The organism is Campylobacter sp. CNRCH_2014_0184h (assembly GCF_025772985.1).
Classification (GTDB): domain Bacteria; phylum Campylobacterota; class Campylobacteria; order Campylobacterales; family Campylobacteraceae; genus Campylobacter_D.
In genome coordinates this window covers 114181-132690 of record NZ_JAKMTB010000003.1, presented here as the reverse complement: position 1 = coordinate 132690, position 18510 = coordinate 114181, and the positions used below count along the sequence as shown (strand labels likewise).

Annotated in this window: 12 protein-coding genes and 1 tRNA gene; 1 reads left to right on the top strand and 12 read right to left on the bottom strand. The window is 28.6% G+C overall.

The annotated features are described in order from the left end of the window. Positions 1-3: 3 nt before the first annotated feature. From L8X36_RS04135 to L8X36_RS04090, 10 genes are read right to left on the bottom strand one after another with little or no spacing between them, the layout of a single operon-like run. Complete coding sequence (locus L8X36_RS04135; RefSeq protein ID WP_263682663.1) at positions 4-3693, bottom strand: hypothetical protein; 3690 nt, start codon at positions 3691-3693, stop codon at positions 4-6. After that, positions 3680-4408, bottom strand: coding sequence for a DUF6270 domain-containing protein (locus L8X36_RS04130; RefSeq protein WP_263682662.1), 729 nt, complete (start codon positions 4406-4408; stop codon positions 3680-3682). Before L8X36_RS04130 ends, L8X36_RS04135 begins: the two co-directional genes overlap by 14 nt. Then, positions 4405-8955 (bottom strand): FkbM family methyltransferase, encoded by a 4551-nt coding sequence (locus L8X36_RS04125; RefSeq protein WP_263682661.1) that lies wholly within the window; start codon positions 8953-8955, stop codon positions 4405-4407. The genes L8X36_RS04130 and L8X36_RS04125 overlap by 4 nt, the downstream gene beginning before the upstream one ends. A 9-nt stretch (positions 8956-8964) precedes the next feature. Continuing rightward, entirely contained in the window at positions 8965-10197 is a 1233-nt protein-coding gene (gene wecC / locus L8X36_RS04120; protein WP_263673827.1) for a UDP-N-acetyl-D-mannosamine dehydrogenase, read from the bottom strand. Then, positions 10190-11335, bottom strand: a complete 1146-nt coding sequence (gene wecB, locus L8X36_RS04115; protein WP_263673829.1) for a non-hydrolyzing UDP-N-acetylglucosamine 2-epimerase — start codon at positions 11333-11335, stop codon at positions 10190-10192. The genes wecC and wecB overlap by 8 nt, the downstream gene beginning before the upstream one ends. Positions 11336-11388: 53 nt before the next feature. Next, on the bottom strand, positions 11389-12345 hold the full coding sequence (locus tag L8X36_RS04110; RefSeq protein ID WP_412175671.1) for a KpsF/GutQ family sugar-phosphate isomerase: 957 nt from the start codon (positions 12343-12345) through the stop codon (positions 11389-11391). An 8-nt stretch (positions 12346-12353) separates the two neighbouring features. Beyond that, the gene (locus L8X36_RS04105) at positions 12354-13997 is read right to left on the bottom strand and encodes a polysaccharide biosynthesis/export family protein (RefSeq protein ID WP_263682659.1); all 1644 of its coding nucleotides are present in this window, start codon (positions 13995-13997) and stop codon (positions 12354-12356) included. Beyond that, complete coding sequence (locus L8X36_RS04100; RefSeq protein WP_263682658.1) at positions 13997-15115, bottom strand: capsule biosynthesis protein; 1119 nt, start codon at positions 15113-15115, stop codon at positions 13997-13999. Before L8X36_RS04100 ends, L8X36_RS04105 begins: the two co-directional genes overlap by 1 nt. Further along, positions 15105-15776: an ABC transporter ATP-binding protein gene (locus tag L8X36_RS04095; RefSeq protein ID WP_263673835.1), complete on the bottom strand. Its 672-nt coding sequence runs from the start codon at positions 15774-15776 to the stop codon at positions 15105-15107. The genes L8X36_RS04100 and L8X36_RS04095 overlap by 11 nt, the downstream gene beginning before the upstream one ends. Beyond that, a complete protein-coding gene (locus L8X36_RS04090) occupies positions 15773-16549 on the bottom strand; it encodes an ABC transporter permease (RefSeq protein WP_263682656.1) in 777 nt (258 codons plus the stop codon). Before L8X36_RS04090 ends, L8X36_RS04095 begins: the two co-directional genes overlap by 4 nt. An 81-nt stretch (positions 16550-16630) precedes the next feature. Here L8X36_RS04090 and L8X36_RS04085 point away from each other — a divergent pair, with 81 nt between their 5' ends. Beyond that, entirely contained in the window at positions 16631-17428 is a 798-nt protein-coding gene (locus L8X36_RS04085; protein WP_263682654.1) for a ferritin-like domain-containing protein, read from the top strand. A gap of 2 nt (positions 17429-17430) precedes the next feature. Here the strand turns inward: L8X36_RS04085 and L8X36_RS04080 are convergent. Together L8X36_RS04080 and L8X36_RS04075 are read right to left on the bottom strand one after the other, a co-directional pair. Beyond that, positions 17431-17506: transfer RNA gene (locus tag L8X36_RS04080), tRNA-Phe, on the bottom strand. Positions 17507-17574: 68 nt separating this feature from the next. Continuing rightward, positions 17575-18510 (bottom strand): acetyl-CoA carboxylase carboxyltransferase subunit alpha, encoded by a 936-nt coding sequence (locus L8X36_RS04075; protein WP_173787044.1) that lies wholly within the window; start codon positions 18508-18510, stop codon positions 17575-17577.

Here is an 18510-nt window from a genome sequence, read left to right as displayed (position 1 = left end):
AAATTATACCATTTTTTTTATTACATTACAAATATTTGGAAATGTATTTTGATTATTTTTTTGCACATTAATTTTCTCTAAAAAAATTTCTCTAAAAAAACTTTTTTTATAATAGTTATTCCAAAAATTATCACTAATAAATTTCTGCGATAGAATTTTTTCCACTTGTTGATGTTTATTGCACAATACACCCAATAAAACTAATCCGATCCTATATAAATCATTATTTTGATTACAATTCCAGGCATTAAAAATCCATTGAAATAACTCCGTTTGTTTTCTTTCCAAAGCATAACCTAAACGAAATAAAAAATAATACGAAAACGATTTCTGTAAACTATGCATCGTATGACATTGTATTTTTTGTTTTACTATGTTATACATTTTATATCTACTATAATATTTATAATAAAACGATGGCTCCCTACCTAAACCAATATAACTTGCAACTCTAGAAAAACTACTATGTCCAGAAAAAATATCCTTTGCATTAGACATAAAAACTATTTCAAATAACATTCTTTGAATATTTGTAAATTGTTCATCAATATAATCTTCGATTATATTGATATTATATTGATTTTTTAATTCTCTCAAACTCGTGAAATCATCACCGAATAAAACTATTTTTTCATTTTTATTTAAATTTTCTTCTATTAGCTCTATTGCAATTTCTAATGGCATTGCTTTACCAAAACCAACACCAAGCTTTTTTATTCTTTCATCATAAACAATATCTCCACTTCGTATATGAATAGCAATAAATTTATTTGGAAAATTAATTTTTACTATATTATTCGCCTTATCAATAGCCTTTTGAATATAATCTGAAAATTTTATTTTTTTCCAAAGCTTTGGATAATGTCTTATTGGTTTAGTTCCAAAAATTCTTCTAGCTGTATCATAATTAACATATTCACCCCAAACACAACTTAATTCATTCATCCAATCTTCAATAGCAACACTTGTTTTAGTTCTAATGCATACACCCAGCTTATCTGTATATGAATATTGCTTAATAAAATCACTAGAGAAGATATCGCTTTCACCTAAGAGATGGGTTTTAGCAACTTCTTGGTGTTGATTACCATCAGATAAAATAGTATCCCTATCATTTCTTTTCCACACAAAACCAAATTTAAAGCCTGTATACTCAGCTAAATACATTGCATTAAGTATTGGCATTAATCTAGCACCAAAACCATCGCTTCTTGCCGCCACCATTAAACCAGGAAATTTTCTTACAAATATATTAATTTTTTTATTTTTTATATTGTTTAATTTAGTATTAATTTTTATATATTGATATTTTTCCCTATCACTACATGTTAAAGAATATTTATTGGCATTTATTAATAAACATTCTTCTTTTTTAAATTCTATCCAAGTTGCTTTATCTACACTAAAATATATCTTTATATCAAACATATTGAGAATTTCAAATTCGACAAATTCTATATGAAAAATGTTGTTTAAATTTATAATAAAACTTTCTTTATCTTTTTTTATATCATAATGATCAATTTTTTTTAAATCAATCTGTTTAAAAACACCCTTATAGTTTATTAATGTAAATTTAGAAAATTGAGATATTAATTTTTTTATACTAAACAGCAACTTGATATACCCCCCCCCATACCAATTTTTGTTAGCTTGTATAAGAGCTTGACCAAGTTTATAAGTTAAACATTCTTTTTCTTTTAAGGCTTCTTGATAATCAGGATAATCTTCTAATGGAGGTAGCTTTAAAGAAGGATTTTTTTTTATTTTTTCTTGATAGTTTTTTTGTTCTTGTTTGTGTTTATCTTTTATATAAGATAATACAAAAGGCATTCTTATATAACCTAGTATAGATTTAGAATTTACTATCATAGCTTGACCTAGTTTATAGGAGAGTTGATTTTGAATTCTTGCTTTGGCTGAGCCGTATCTAGCAAAAAAGTTATATAAATCTTGCGTTTTAAATAGATCCTTTTTTAATAAACACTTTTCTTCTGATTGTTCTTGAAATTCTAGTTTTAATATTGCATATTCTTTATTCTTATCATTTATATTTTGATTTAACAGCTTTAATTCATCAATCAAATCATTAACTATTTCTTTTTCTATTTGTTCAAAATTTTGCTCAAAATACTTTTTGATATTAGAAGCAAAATCAGATAATTTTGTAAAATGCTCAATTTTTCTTAATTTTGCTATTTCTTTTTTTATTTCAAGACATAAAATACCACATTGTAAATTTTCTATAAAATCTTCATAAGTAAAAAAACTCTCACTTAAAATTTTCTCTGCTTTTTCAAAAGCAAATATTTTCAAATAAACAAAAAGCATCAATAAAATATAAAGACAATTGTTTCTGTCTATTTTTGATGCTTTTTCTAAAAAAGTAATAGCGCTAGAAAAATTTGTTTTTGTTGTAATATGCAACATAGCAGAATGGTATAACGAATGCGCTTTTTGTAAATTACTAAAACAAGATAAAGTATGTTTTTGCAGTATTTTGAGTTGTTGATTTGTATTAAAAATATGGAAATAAAACGATGGTTCCCTACCTAAACCAATATAACTTGCAACTCTAGAAAAACTACTATGTCCAGAAAAAATATCCTTTGCATTAGACATAAAAACTATTTCAAATAACATTCTTTGAATATTTGTAAATTGTTCATCAATATAATCTTCGATTATATTGATATTATATTGATTTTTTAATTCTCTCAAACTCGTGAAATCATCACCGAATAAAACTATTTTTTCATTTTTATTTAAATTTTCTTCTATTAGCTCTATTGCAATTTCTAATGGCATTGCTTTACCAAAACCAACACCAAGCTTTTTTATTCTTTCATCATAAACAATATCTCCACTTCGTATATGAATAGCAATAAATTTATTTGGAAAATTAATTTTTACTATATTATTCGCCTTATCAATAGCCTTTTGAATATAATCTGAAAATTTTATTTTTTTCCAAAGCTTTGGATAATGTCTTATTGGTTTAGTTCCAAAAATTCTTCTAGCTGTATCATAATTAACATATTCACCCCAAACACAACTTAATTCATTCATCCAATCTTCAATAGCAACACTTGTTTTAGTTCTAATGCATACACCCAGCTTATCTGTATATGAATATTGCTTAATAAAATCACTAGAGAAGATATCGCTTTCACCTAAGAGATGGGTTTTAGCAACTTCTTGGTGTTGATTACCATCAGATAAAATAGTATCCCTATCATTTCTTTTCCACACAAAACCAAATTTAAAGCCTGTATACTCAGCTAAATACATTGCATTAAGTATTGGCATTAATCTAGCACCAAAACCATCGCTTCTTGCCGCCACCATTAAACCAGGAAATTTTCTTACAAATATATTAATTTTTTTATTTTTTATATTGTTTAATTTAGTATTAATTTTTATATATTGATATTTTTCCCTATCACTACATGTTAAAGAATATTTATTGGCATTTATTAATAAACATTCTTCTTTTTTAAATTCTATCCAAGTTGCTTTATCTACACTAAAATATATCTTTATATCAAACATATTGAGAATTTCAAATTCGACAAATTCTATATGAAAAATGTTGTTTAAATTTATAATAAAACTTTCTTTATCTTTTTTTATATCATAATGATCAATTTTTTTTAAATCAATCTGTTTAAAAACACCCTTATAGTTTGTCATTAATTTCCCTTTTTAACCAATCTATTTTTTTAAGTGCATATTTATAAACATCACTATGATAATGCATAGGAGCCCCCCCCCATTTATGTTCATGATCTAAAACTAACATATCTTTAGGATATTCTATGCATTTAATTTTAGGAAAGAATTTAACAAAATCATCATATCGTTCTTTTAAAAAATTATTATTACTAATCAATTCTTCTTGATTAATTAAAAATTTATCTCCATTATAAAAAACATCCGACCAATATACTTTATTTAAAATAATTTTATCTTGAATAATATATAAATCATCATATATTTTTTCAATACCTTTCCTCCACAAATCAATATGTTCTTGACTTTGGGAATAAATCATATTAGAACTATACAACTTTCCTTTTGCTTTTTTATATTCATTTGAAACTGTAACTACATTATTTTTTGATATTTTATAGAAATGAAATCGATCGTCGATAAAATCAATCAGTAGAAAATCGAAATCACTTCTTTTTATATTATCAATAAAAGATTTATTCATATCTTGCAATACCATGCGTCTTTGAAAAGACGATTGTATATTATCAAGAACATCTTGCTCTATCATAGCATTAGAAGATAAAGAAGCAAAAGAACTTCTAGCATAATAACCAATTAATTCAAAGTTTTTTTGCTTATCATACTCAAATATATCCCTACTAACACAAGATCCAAAAATACAAATTTTTTTCATAATATTATATCCAATTCTTTAGATACAATCATATCTTTATCACATTGTTTTCTAACTCTTTTTGCAGCATTTGTAGATAATTTCATAAATTCATCTGGGTTTTTATATAAAAACTCGATTACATCAGCTAATGCTTTTGCATTTTCAGGCTCTACTAAAATTCCACATTCATTATCTACAAATTCTGGAACTGCTGCGATGTTATTGGTGATCGGAACTAAACCACTCGACATAGCCTCATCTCTAGAGACACCTTGAGCATCCATTCTTGTAGGATTTAAAAATATACCATATTGTTTATGTAAATTTGATATTTCTTTTTGGGTTAAAAAACCTCTATATATGATAATATTTTTAAAAGAATTTAATTTGCTAGTTAACTCATCAAACAAGACCCCATCACCAGCTATAAAAAATTCCAAATCTTTAAAAAAATCTCTTTTGCTAAGCTCAAAAATAGCCTCGATACTTAAATCATTTGCATATTTTCTCGAGGTAAAAGGGCGGATAGAAAGAATTTTTTTTCTATCATTTGGAGATTTAGGCAAATAATCAAACATTGAAGTATCTATAGGATTATGTATAATAGTGTATTGATTGGGCTTTAACACTACTCTCAAATCACTTAAACTTTCATTTTTAAAATACTCACTTACAAAAATAAAATGCATATTTTTATAATTTGCATTGAAAATTTTTGTCCAAAATTTCACTCTTTGATCAGAAAGTTTTTTTTGTCTTTGAATTTCCATTTCGCTATATCTTTCGAATTCAAATTCTCTTCTTTGCCAAATTTGAATTTCAGCACCATGAATCCAAACAGTAATTTTGATTTTATCTACAAATTTCTCTAGAACATTCCACATATTTTTATCTAAAAAATGAATCAAAATATGGTCATATTGTCCACTTGCCAAAGTTTCTTCTAAAACATCATTAGAGGCTGTCATTACATCAATATCTTCAAATTCTCTACATTCATACCTTTGTGTATTGCTAAGTCTAAATACATCAACCAAAACACCCTTTTCTTTATATGCCTTTATTCTTGAGTGCAAAAAGCCGTATTTATATAAATCATCATAAGAAGGATACTGTTTAGTTAATACCAATTTTTTACTTCTAGAAAGAAGTGCAAAAGGCTGGGGGGTTAGAAAATCTAAAACCAGATTGTCTATTTGAAATTTACCAACACCTTGAATGCGCAAACCAAATCGGATAAATTTACATTCTTTAGGTATGGCTAAAGTTTGAATATCTCCAGCTTTGTTAATACTATGAGAAATTTTTTGATAATTTTTATCTTGAAATTCAAAGACTGTTTTAAAATCTTCGTTTGAGAAAATACCTTGGAGTAAAAATTGAGAATTTTTTACCATATTAAAAGTTTCTCTTGTAAAAGAATTTTTAAAATAAAAATATTTATGTGCTTCACTGGATAATTTTGATTCAATTATAAATTTACTTTTATCATCAAATGAAAATTTGACTTTAGAACTTATCGGTTTTTCTATATTATCATATATAAATTTAGCATCCATTTTAATCAAATCAGGAGTTTCATAAGCTTCCTTCAATACACCTTTAAAATTTGATGATATGTTAAGATCTTTAATACTTATTCCAGAATATACTTTATCCATACTAGACACATATTCTTGTTGATTTTTGGTAAGTGAAATACCATTTTTACAATAATTAAAACAATCGGTAGCAAACATATTTTCGATTTGATATGAAAATTCTTTATTAAGAAAAGCTGACAATAACCCTTTATTTATATATTCTACTTTTACAAAAGATGAAGTAATAAAAAGTTGTTTTACTTTTTTATATTCGCGATCCTTATTTTCTAAGTATACCTCTCCATCATTGAAACTATAAAAACTATATTTTCCAAAAGCATTAAAGTTAGAATATTTCAAGGTTAAAGTTAAATCTAGTAAATAATTTTCATTATAATAATCTTTAATATCCATCATTCCAAAATAAGCTTGTTTATCATTTTTTATATATTTAAATAATTCTTCTAATTCTGAAAAATATATACATTGATCATTGGGTTGAAATTTCAATTTTTTATCATTATAAATTAATAATTGAAGTCCTTGGTTTTCTTTTTGAGAATAAAAAATATCCAATGCCTTTATATATTCCTCTTGTGAATTTACATGTATTAATATATAAAATTTATGCTTGGATTCAAATTGTTCTTTGTAAACAACAGAAGCTATAAAATTTAATCTATCTGTATATGTATGCTCTTTCATCACTTTTCTCAAAGCATTTAATTTTATTTTCTTATAATACATCTCATCTTCACATGCTAGCTTTAATTTATTTTTTAACTCATTCGTATCATCTGATGATATCACTAAATCACCAAAAAAATTTCTTAAAGCTCTAGAGAAATTACTCACAACAAAAGTATTGCATGCTATAAGCTCAAAAGCTCTTCTGGCAAACATTGTTTGAGATTGCTTGACAGTGTTCATTGTTATCCCAAATTTATAACCTTTGTATGCTTTTATAATCTCATTAAAAGGTAAATTTCCTATAATCATATCTTTATAGCAATCTGGAAAAGAGTAATGAGGATGAAAATTATTGAAATTTCTATCATAAATACTAATATTTTTATATAACTTTATTGCACTTATAAGATTTTCAAAATCTAATTGTCTTTGAGGATATCGTAAATAATACGACCCTGCAAAATTAAATTCATCTTTACGATCAAATTCTTCTATGGGATTATGTATTTTTGTTTGAGCTGCAAAAGGTAAACAATATACATCTTCATGTCCGACATAAAATTTGTACTTTGGAATACAATCAATATCAGTTGTAAAAACAAAATCAACAGAGCGAGCTATAGATAGAAAAGTATTAAAATGAACCGGATCTTCTTTGCTCCAAAATACAGTAGCGATACCATTTTCTCTACAATATTTTATAAGTTCTTGGAGCTCTGTGGAAAATCCTGAGATTTTTAACTTCCACAAAGAATCTTTTCCTTGCCAAGCTGATTCTATAAATAATAAATCAGGTTTAAAAGCGATAACTTCGTTTCTCCAATTATCTGGACTTAACTGTAACAAATCACACTCATATTTAAAAGAAGTGTATGTGAATTCATCCATTATGCAAGCAATTTTCATATTTTTTATATCATCAAATTTATTGATAAATTGTTGTTTTATAGCATTTGGGCTATTTGCTATTGTTTTTCTTATTTTATTAGTTTGTTTTAATGTATTTTTATTCTTTCGCCTTGATTTAAAACTTTTATACTCCATATATAAATGATAAGGTAGTAAGATAACATTTTTTATGTTTTTAGCATTTACAATACGATTACCTATTCTATAAGATAAAGTATTTTCTAGTCTTTTTATTTCATTATCTTTAAAAATTATTTCTTGACGATATTTTTCACTCCTTGCACTCATGTCTTTAAAGTTACTCAAAGCTTCGTTTGCTTTTCTTTGGTAAATTTTATTATCTACTAAAAGTTTTTTCTGCAAGATTTCTTGTTTTTTAAATCTTGCCATCATACCTGCATAATTTACCAATGTTGTATCTAGTTTCTCTTTATGAAATTGCAAATCTTGTTCAAGCTTATCTTTTTGTGATTGGAGTTGACTAATTTCTTTAATTTGCTCCAATTCTATTTCATTCCATTTCTCTTTTTGAGATTCTAGAGCATTTATTTTTGCATATAGATCAGTGCTATTTTTGGAAACAATTTCAGCAATTTTAGAAATTTCTGAAGATATTCTTTTACTGTAATTTAAAGACTGAGTAATCCTATATGATTCTAAGGTTTTATGATAAGATATATTGGATAATATATCTTTATCCTTTAGCTGCTCTTTTGGATAATACAAGTGTGTTGGGGTTGCATTAAAAGTATTCCAATAAACATAATCTAATTTTTCTAGTATAACATTAATTTTTCTAAATTCAACATTACTAATAGCTTCTATATATAAAAATGGTCTATGTTTTTTTATAGTATTGATTGCACCATTTAAAACTTTAACTTCCATTCCCTCTACATCTATTTTTAATACAGAAATATCTTTTTCAAATTTTATATCATCAAGAGGATATAAAACAATATTACCAGAATCTTTAATTTTTAAAGATTGACCTCCTAAATTTTCTGGATTTAGATTATCTAAAATTGCTGTTTCTTTTTTATCTGATAATCCAAATTCATGCAGTTTTATTTTTTTGAATCCATTTAATTCTATACTCATCTTAAAGATATCACAAAGTTCTTGATTAGCCTCAAAAGCATATATATCAAAACCATGTGCTGCAAGATATAAAGAATGATTGCCTATATTAGACCCTATATCAACTATAATGGTATCCTTTTTTGCTCTCTCTAATATACCCTGCAACATTTCATATTCATAAGGAATCAATTCGTTGTAAATTTTTTTCTGTATATAATCTACATCCTTACCTGGAAGATAAATTTTGTAATTTACTTGATCACATTTTAATAAAACAACATCAGAATCTATTTCTTTCATGGATAAACCTTAAATATTAACAAAATCTATAAGTTTATCAGATTGTATACCAATAAACTCCTTATGCTTAACTAATATCACAACAACATCTGCTTCATCTAAAGCTTGTGTCAAAGAAACCAATTCTATATTTGCTTTATCTTGTAGTTTTAATGGAAGTTGTTTTATATTTGGCTCTACAGCCAATATTTGATTATTGCGTTCATTTGCAAGCTTAATAACTATATCTAAAGCTGGAGATTCTCTTAAATCATCAATATCTGGTTTAAACGCTAAACCTAAACAAGCAATTTTAGGTTGTGATATACCTTTTACTCTTTCTTTAATTTTTTGTATAACAAAATTTGGTTTATTATCGTTGACCTCTCTAGCTGTTTTTATCATTTTAGCTTCATTTGGATTTTGATGCACTATGAACCACGGGTCTACTGCGATACAATGACCACCAACTCCACAACCGGGTTGTAAGATATTTACTCTAGGATGACGGTTAGCAAGTTTTATAAGCTCCCATACATTTATATCTAATTTATCACACAAAATAGATAATTCATTAGCAAAAGCTATATTTACATCTCTAAACGAATTTTCTGTAAGTTTTGCCATTTCCGCTGTCCTAGCATTTGTTTTAATGCATTCACCTTGAACAAAAATTTTATACAAATTTGTTGCATATTCTGTGCATTTTTGCGTCATACCACCAATAATTCTATCGTTCTCAACAAGTTCTCTTATAACCTGCCCAGGCAAAACCCTTTCTGGGCAATGAGCTATTTTAATATCAGATTCTTCACCGATCTGATGAGGAAAAGTCAAATCAGGTCTTTCATCTGCAAGCCATTTGGCCATTTGTTCTGTTGCTCCAACTGGGGATGTTGACTCTAAAATCACTAAATTCCCTTTTTTTAAAACTTTTGCTACTGATTTTGATGCTGCCTTAATGTAATCCAAATTGGGCTCATGATCTTCCCCTTTAAAAGGAGTTGGTACTGCAATGATAAAAGCATCTGCTTCATCTGGCAGTGTTGCTGCTTTAAGATAACCATCTTTTACAACAGCATGTACCAAAATATCTAATTCAGGTTCTACAATATGAATTTTACCTTGATTTATAGTATCTACTGCTTGCTGATTTATGTCTACACCCAAAACTTTAACTTTTCTACTAGCAAAAACAGCCGCTGTAGGAAGCCCTATATATCCAAGACCCATTACACACACTTTATTAAAATGATTAAGCACAACAATCTCCTTTTTTTATTAATACCTCTATAATTTTCTCACATGCTTTACCATCTCCATAAGGATTACTTGCTTTACTCATTTTATTATATTCATCTTCATCATCAATCAACTCTTGAGCTGCTTTGACAATACTACTTTTACAAGTACCCACTAACTTCACTGTTTCAGCTTCTACTGCTTCTGGTCTTTCTGTTGTTTCACGCATTACTAATACAGGTTTTCCAAGGCTAGGTGCTTCTTCCTGTATACCACCAGAATCTGTAATAATAAAATAACAATTTGACATAAGATATACAAACTCCTCATACCTAAGAGGATTTATAAGATAAATATTAGCTATATCTGAAAGAATTGATTTTACGGGTTTTTGAACATTAGGATTTAAATGAACAGGATAGATTATGTCAATATTTGGATTATTAATTGCTATAGTTTTTAATGCTTCACAAATTTGCAAAAAACCTTCACCAAAATTTTCTCTACGATGTCCTGTAACCAGAATAAATTTTCTATTATCACTTATTTTATAATCATTTTCGATAAAAGATAAAATTTTTGTCTTAAATACTATATTATTTTTTATTTTTTCTACCATATAAAATAATGCATCAACAACAGTATTACCAGTCACAAGAATATTCTTTTCATCCTTTCCTTCTTTTATAAGATTTTCAGCACTCTTACTTGTTGGAGTAAAATGAATATCTGATAAAACACCGACAATTTGTCTATTTGCCTCCTCTGGCCAAGGATTATAAAGATTATAAGTCCTTAGCCCTGCTTCAACATGTGCTACTTTTATTTTTTGATAAAAAGCTGCCAATGCTGTAGCACTTGCGGTAGTTGTATCTCCATGCACCAAAACAACATCTGGTCTATAATCATTCAATATATTTTTCATACCACAAAGAATTTTAAAAGTAATATCATATAAATCTTGATTTTCACTCATGATGTTTAAATCATAATCTGGCTTAATGTCAAAAACATCTAGAATTTGATCCAACATTTGCCTATGCTGTGCGGTCACACAAATTTTAAAATCTACATCATTTCTACTTTCCATTATTTTAACTAATGGAGCCATTTTTATAGCTTCTGGCCTAGTTCCAAATACAACTAGAATTTTTTTCATCTAATCACAACCTTATATTTTAAATTTATTTATAATTATATCATAAAAAAATATTAAATTTTCCCTATCGCATAAAGTTGGATAATGCCTACTATTTTTTCATCTTGAGTGACAACTATCTCTTTGATTTTATGTTTTAGCATAAGCTCTTCTGCTTCACTTGCCATAGCGCTTGCTTCTATGGTTTTTGGACTATCGCTCATGATTTCTTTAGCTTTAAAATCAAATCTTGGCTTATCATTTGCCCTTAAAGCTCTTCTTAAATCACCATCTGTGATGATCCCAACTAGCTTTTCATTTTCAAGTACTATACAAAGTCCTAATTTACCACTAGTCATCACATCAACTAACTCATTAAATTCACTCTCAGGGCTTACTATAGGTAGATTATTTGACACCATCAAATCACCTACTCTAGTTAGAAGCTTTCTACCCAAACTTCCCCCTGGATGAAACAAAGCAAAATCATCAGGTCTAAAATTCCTTGCCCTCATTAAAGCTACTGCTATAGCATCACCCATAGCTAAAGTAGCCGTGGTAGAAGAAGTTGGAGCTAATTGAAGCGGGCAAGCTTCTTTTTTTACTGCTATGTTTATAAAAATATCTGCTTGTTTAGCTAAAGTAGAGTATTGATTTCCCGCCATGACAATTAAAGGAATTTTTCTTTTTTTAATCACTGGTATGAGTTTTAAAACCTCTTCAGTTTCTCCTGAATTTGAAATAGCCAAAAGCACATCCTCGCTTGTGAGCATACCAAGATCTCCATGCAAAGCTTCACCCGGATGCATAAAAAAGCTTGGAGTGCCTGTACTAGCCAAGGTTGCAGCTATCTTAGCTCCTATATGGCCTGACTTACCCATGCCACTTACTACACATCTGCCTTTGATAGATAAAATCAGATCAATGACTTTATTAAAACCTTCATCTAAGTTATCACATAAATCTAAAATCGTTTTTGATTCTATCTCAAAAACTTCTTTGGCTATTTTAATCGCTTCTATTTGGCTCATCTAAATTCCTATATATTTAGCACTACATTAGTTGCAATAGCTATTTGGTATAAAATTTGTGTTAGCATGCTAAAAATTTGGAGATTTTGACTATCTACTTTTGGTAAAACTAAAATAGAATCTCCCGCTTTGATATCTGCTGAACTTCTACCGCTGTATTTAGTTGCCTTACCATTAGCATTGATTACTAAAACTCTTGATATATCAGCCCTATCGCTAAAGCCACCTGCTAGGTTGATATAATATCTTAATTTTTCTTTATCCATATACACAAATGCACCTGGTATAGAAACTTCACCTTGAACCAAAACAAGATTATTTTTACTAGGTACATTTACCACATCACCTTCTTCTAATACTATAGAATTATACGCTTTAACATTGTCTATAACGATTTGTCCTTTTGGCTGAGCTTGTTTTGCACGCGCAATAAATTCTAAAATCGTCTTAGCTTGAGTAGCTCTAATGCTAGCTTGCTCAGCATTGACCGAAGAGCTTGTTAGAGCTAGCGTTTCAAGCTCTTTAAGCTGAGCTTCAATAAGTTGTTTTTGAGTAGCTGCTACGCTTTTTCTAAAAACTTGCAAGGCATTAATGTTTGATTGGTCATTAACTGTAATCATTTTAGCAAGTTCAGCTAAGGTTGTGCCTTTTTTTATCACCACCGAGTGCAAACCACTATGCTCACCTTCTATGCTAATGCTAATATTTTGTGCAGTATAATCAGGTCTAAATTCTATCTCATCACCATTATATAATTTCACACCTAAAAACTGCTTTTTGCTGTAAGCATCCACATGTAATTTATGATCATCTCTATAGCTTTTTACCACTGCATTAGTTACTATAGGCTTAGCTCCTGCAACCCTTGCTATATCTTCTAAATTTAAAATATCATTACTTAACTCAAATCTAAAAGGCTTTTGCACATCTCCTTCTACAAAAACATACTTTTGTACACTACCCACTAAGATCACATCACCCATTCTAAAAGGAAAAAGATCAAGCTGACCTTTAAGTAAAAAGTCATATAAATCTACCTTTTTAATAACTTTATTATCTCTTAAAATTTGAATATCTCTAAAACTACCATATTCTAGATTAATACCGCTTGCTTTATCTAAATACTGTATAATAGAATCTGAACTTAGTCCTTGATAAAGACCAGGTTGATTTACATTTCCCGTAACAAATACCGATACATTTTGATAAATATCCATATCCGCATATACATAGACATTGCTTTTATAAATTTTATTAATAGCTTTTGTAATGACTTGAACCAAAGCACTATTTTTTACGCCCAAAAGATTAATCGCACCTACTTTTGGTATAAAAATATTTCCTTGAGAATCTACTGTTAAAGTTTGTATAAATTCTACTGCACCCCAAATTTTTACATTAATCCTATCGCCTACTGCTAATTTATAATCAGGATTGTAAACATGTTGGGTAAATTTAGTAAAATTACCATTAAACAAATGCGCACCAAATACTTTAGCATTTATAATTGTTGTTTTATTTAAATCATTTTGTAACAATTCTTTATCTTGAATTTGCCTTATACTATCTGCTTGTGTTTTTGCAATTTGAGAAACATCTACCGCTGAAAATAAAAACAAAGGTAAAAGTAAAAATAAAAATATCTTTTTCATTAGTATCTATGCTCCTCTATAATCATTTTAATAAATTTAACAATTCCATAAATCAAAGATAAAATCATAAAAGCTGTGAATATATTATACAAAGCTTCTGGATATTTAGCACTTTGAGGCAAACTTGGACTTTGTACTATAACCACTTGTTTTATCTTTCTTAAAGCCTCTATCCTAGCACTCTCATATGCTTTTAATGCAGCTGTATAAGCACTTTCTGCAAAACCTGCTTCTATGGTTAGATCTTGAAATTTAGCTGCAAGATCGTTAAGCTTTTGAGAGGATTTTGGCGATGAAACCTTAGATTTTTCTTTTTGAAGTTGTTTTTTTAAAGCTGTGATTTCACTTTTTATAGTGACAATTTGCGGTGCATTATCATTTATGTAACTTTGCATCATCAAAAGCTCAGCTTCTTTGGCTGCTATTTTTGATTCAAGTTCGGCTATGAGTTTTAGAGTGCCTTCTGCTTGCTTAAGTGGATCAAATACTCCGTATTTATTTTGAAAAGCTAAAAGCTCATCTTTAGCATTTTGATATCTTTTTTTAAACTGTAAAAGCTCTTCTTCAGCAAATTGCATTTGATCTCTTGCAGCTTTGTGTGAAATTTCATTGATAAATTTTTCACTTTCTTTAACTATAGTTGAAGCTATTAAATGTGCACTTTGTGGGTCAAAACCTTCAACTTCTACACGCAAAAGCCCATTAGCTGAGTTTTCTTGAATAATCTTAACACGGTTTTGATAATACTTTAAAAACTCTTCTTGGTCAGCTGATGGGGAAATACTGTAAAAAAAATCAAGTTTTTGTTTTTGATATAACTCACGAATTTGAATTTTTTCTTCTAAGATATTTAGCATATCTAAAGAATGGATGTAAGATTTTAAAAAAGTTATATCTTCTGTAGAAAAAGAATTATTTGTTAACAATGCAGCTAATCCGCTCACTGCCGCACTGCTGTCTGATGTAGTTGATTTCACGCTTAAAACACTTTCACTCACATAGCGACTTGCTGCTATAAAAACATAATAAAATACAACAAATGCTGTTAAAATCAACACTATTTTAAAAGAATTAAATATTTCTAATTTTTTAAACTTTTTCAATAAATCATTTTGCATTTATTTTTCCTTGATACACCGCTATACCCTCATCTACATCATCATATATAGTAGCTTGTCCATCTTGCATGAATATAATTTTATCACACCATTGTTTAATTTCAGCTACATTATGCGAAACCATGATAACTTTTGACTGGCTTAGTTTTTCTTTATAGACTTTAGAGCTCTTCTCTTTAAATTTAGGATCCCCCACAGCACCTGCTTCATCAATTAAATAATAATCAAAATCAAATGCCATGCTTAAACCAAAAGATATCCTAGCACTCATACCTGCTGAGTAAGTATTCATAGGCTCATCAAAAAATTTACCCAGCTCAGCAAAATCTTCCACAAATTTAATCTTTTCTTCTAAAGCCTTTCCTTTATAACCATATACTCTAGCCACAAAGCGCGCATTGTCCCTTGCTGAAAGTCTATGTTGAAATGCACCTGCTAAGCCTAGAGGCCAAGAGAGTTTTTTATTGGTTATAATCTTACCTCTATCAGGAAGCAAGGAACCGCTTAAAAGTTTCATTAAGGTTGATTTTCCAGCACCATTGCGTCCCATTAAGCCTATACTGCAATTTTCAGGGAATTCAAAGCTTAAGTTTTTAAAAACATAATGCCTTCCACCATTACGCAAAGGAAAAGATTTGGTTAAATTAACTAATTTTATCATCGTGCCGCTATCAACTTTTCTCTAGTAAAATAATAAAAAAATAAACCCAAAAACAAAATCACACTCAAACATGCAATAGGATAGTAGTAATTATAATCATCAAGCAACGGATAATTTTGAAAAAAATTATATTTTAAAAGCTCCATGATATGCAAAAGTGGATTATAATATAAAATGTCTAAAATAGGTTTTGGGGCTATCCACACAGGAAGCACTACTAGAGAAGTCCAATATAAAATAGCATTTAAATAACCTAATGCCATTTTTAAAGGTTCTGCAAAATGTCCTACTATAGCAAAACACATTCCCATAGCAAAGCCAAACACCACAAGCAAAAAAATCGAAAACATCACTTCTAAAAAATGCTTAGGTATAACTTGCATATGCAAAAACCATCCAGCTAAAAACATCACACAAATAAAAATAGTAAAATAAATGCAAAACTCAAGCAGTGCTCTTGCAATAAAAACATGTATAGGTCTTACTGGTTTGTAGGCATATAGCGCCAAATTTGCACCTATACCATTCAAAAGCTGAGTAATAATACTTCTAAACATAAAAAAAGGTATAATCCCTACTGCTAAAAATAAAAAAATAGAAACACCCTCGGGCATGATTTGATGATGAAATTCTCTTATAGCTGCTATAATAGAAGTGATTACCAAAACCACCATCATAGGCTCACCGATCACCCAAAAATAGCCCAAATATTTATTAATACCAAATCTTGTCTTTAACTCTCTAAAAAAAAGAGCATGTATGACATTAAACATATTTTTAGCAAACCTTTTTAAATTTTCAAAATTTTTATATTATACTTTTTTATCTTATATAATATTTAACAAGGTTTAAAAATGAAAAGAAATTTCTTTGGGGAATTAGAAAAAATTTTATATCATAAAGATATTTTTAAAAAGATTGAATTATTTAATGAATTTTATGAAAATTTTAAAACTAATTTGTATTATTTTAATCATTCCCATAAAGCGATCATTTGTGAAAACTCACAAGTTAAAATCCTTCATCCTATGAAAATAAGACGTCCAAAAGAGGCAAATAGCACTTTATCTTTAGCTAAAATCTTACATTCAGTTGCGCATATAGAATATAGTGCTATAAATTTGGCTTTAGATGCTAGTTATAGATTTAAAAACTTGCCATTGAAATTTTATCAAGATTGGCTTGAAGTAGCAGATGAGGAAATTAAGCATTTTTTACTTTTAGAAAAAACTTTAAATGAACTTGGTTTTAAATATGGAGATTTCCATGCTCATGATAATCTTGAAAAAGCCTTGTTTTTAACCAAAGATAATCTTGCTCACAGAATGGGCATAGTTCATAGAGGACTTGAAGCAAAAGGACTCGATGCTAATCCTTTTGTTTTAGAAAAATTAAACACAACTAATCATCCTATAAAAAGCTTATTTGACGAAATTTTTACTATTATACTAAATGATGAGATTAAACATGTAAATAAAGGGGATTTTTGGTGGAATTATGCAAAAAACGAAAATGATAATTATATTGATCTTTGTGCTAAATATAAAGAATTTAGTCTTTTAGGAAAAGTATATAATAAAACAGCTAGAATACAAGCAGGATTTAACGAAAATGAACTTCAAGAGTTAGATGAATTTTATAATAAAGAATAAAATGGTGGTTAGAGGCAGAATCGAACTGCCGACACGCAGATTTTCAGTCTGCTGCTCTACCGACTGAGCTATCCAACCACTGAATTGAAGTTGTAATTATACAATAGTTTTTTTAAAAAAAGTTGAAATTTGCATAAAAATGCAAATCATTCAGCAAAAGCTCCAAATTTAAAGATTTTTTGCATTCTTAATGCAGCTAATTCGCGTTTATCGTATTGTTCTAATTCTTCTATAGCTTTTAAGACATAATCACTTAAATTTTTAATCGCATTTTCTTTATCTCTATGAGCTCCACTCATTGGCTCTTCGATAACATCATCAATCAAACCTTGAGTTTTTAAATCATCAGCAGTTACTTTCATCGCCTTAGTAGCAGCTTCACTTTTTGATGGATCATTCCATAAAATAGCAGCACAACCCTCAGGTGAAATCACAGAAAAAACTGAATTTTTCATCATAGCAAGTTTATCAGCTACTCCTATAGCCAAAGCACCACCACTTCCACCTTCGCCTATAACCACTGCTATAGTGATTGTTTTAAGAGCGCTTAACTCATATAAATTTCTAGCTATAGCTTCACTTTGACCACGCTCTTCAGCACCCACTCCTGGGTAAGCACCCGGGGTATCTACCAAAAATAACACCGGTATGTCAAATTTTTCAGCCATTTTTGCCACTCTTAGAGCTTTTCTATAACCTTCAGGATGAGGCATACCAAAATTTCTATGAAGCTTGTCTTTAGTACCTCTACCTTTTTGCTCACCTATAACAATAACTTTTTTACCACCTATATAGCCCGCATAACACACAATAGCAGGATCATCTCTAAAAGCACGATCGCCATGAATTTCATAAGCATCACTTAATATAGCTTGAATATAATCAAGTGCATAAGGACGATCAGGATGTCTTGCAAGCTGTAAGCGTTGGTAATCGCTTAAATTTTTATAAACTTTTTGAGTTTCTTTTTCAAGATTTTTTTCTAAAATTTTTACTGCTTCATCATCGCCTTTGATTTTAGCATTTGCTAAATCCTCATCAATTTGCTGAATATTTTTTTCAAAATCTAAATAAGAAGCCAT

What these genes read in the sequence shown, in the direction of transcription:
- L8X36_RS04135 (WP_263682663.1), bottom strand. Translation starts at nt 3,693, where the DNA reads ATGACAAACTATAAGGGTGTTTTTAAACAGATTGATTTAAAAAAAATT.
- L8X36_RS04130 (WP_263682662.1), bottom strand. Translation starts at nt 4,408, where the DNA reads ATGAAAAAAATTTGTATTTTTGGATCTTGTGTTAGTAGGGATATATTT.
- L8X36_RS04125 (WP_263682661.1), bottom strand. Translation starts at nt 8,955, where the DNA reads ATGAAAGAAATAGATTCTGATGTTGTTTTATTAAAATGTGATCAAGTA.
- wecB (WP_263673829.1), bottom strand. Translation starts at nt 11,335, where the DNA reads ATGAAAAAAATTCTAGTTGTATTTGGAACTAGGCCAGAAGCTATAAAA.
- L8X36_RS04110 (WP_412175671.1), bottom strand. Translation starts at nt 12,345, where the DNA reads ATGAGCCAAATAGAAGCGATTAAAATAGCCAAAGAAGTTTTTGAGATA.
- L8X36_RS04105 (WP_263682659.1), bottom strand. Translation starts at nt 13,997, where the DNA reads ATGAAAAAGATATTTTTATTTTTACTTTTACCTTTGTTTTTATTTTCA.
- L8X36_RS04100 (WP_263682658.1), bottom strand. Translation starts at nt 15,115, where the DNA reads ATGCAAAATGATTTATTGAAAAAGTTTAAAAAATTAGAAATATTTAAT.
- L8X36_RS04095 (WP_263673835.1), bottom strand. Translation starts at nt 15,776, where the DNA reads ATGATAAAATTAGTTAATTTAACCAAATCTTTTCCTTTGCGTAATGGT.
- L8X36_RS04090 (WP_263682656.1), bottom strand. Translation starts at nt 16,549, where the DNA reads ATGTTTAATGTCATACATGCTCTTTTTTTTAGAGAGTTAAAGACAAGA.
- L8X36_RS04085 (WP_263682654.1), top strand. Translation starts at nt 16,631, where the DNA reads ATGAAAAGAAATTTCTTTGGGGAATTAGAAAAAATTTTATATCATAAA.
- L8X36_RS04075 (WP_173787044.1), bottom strand. Translation starts at nt 18,510, where the DNA reads ATGGCTTCTTATTTAGATTTTGAAAAAAATATTCAGCAAATTGATGAG.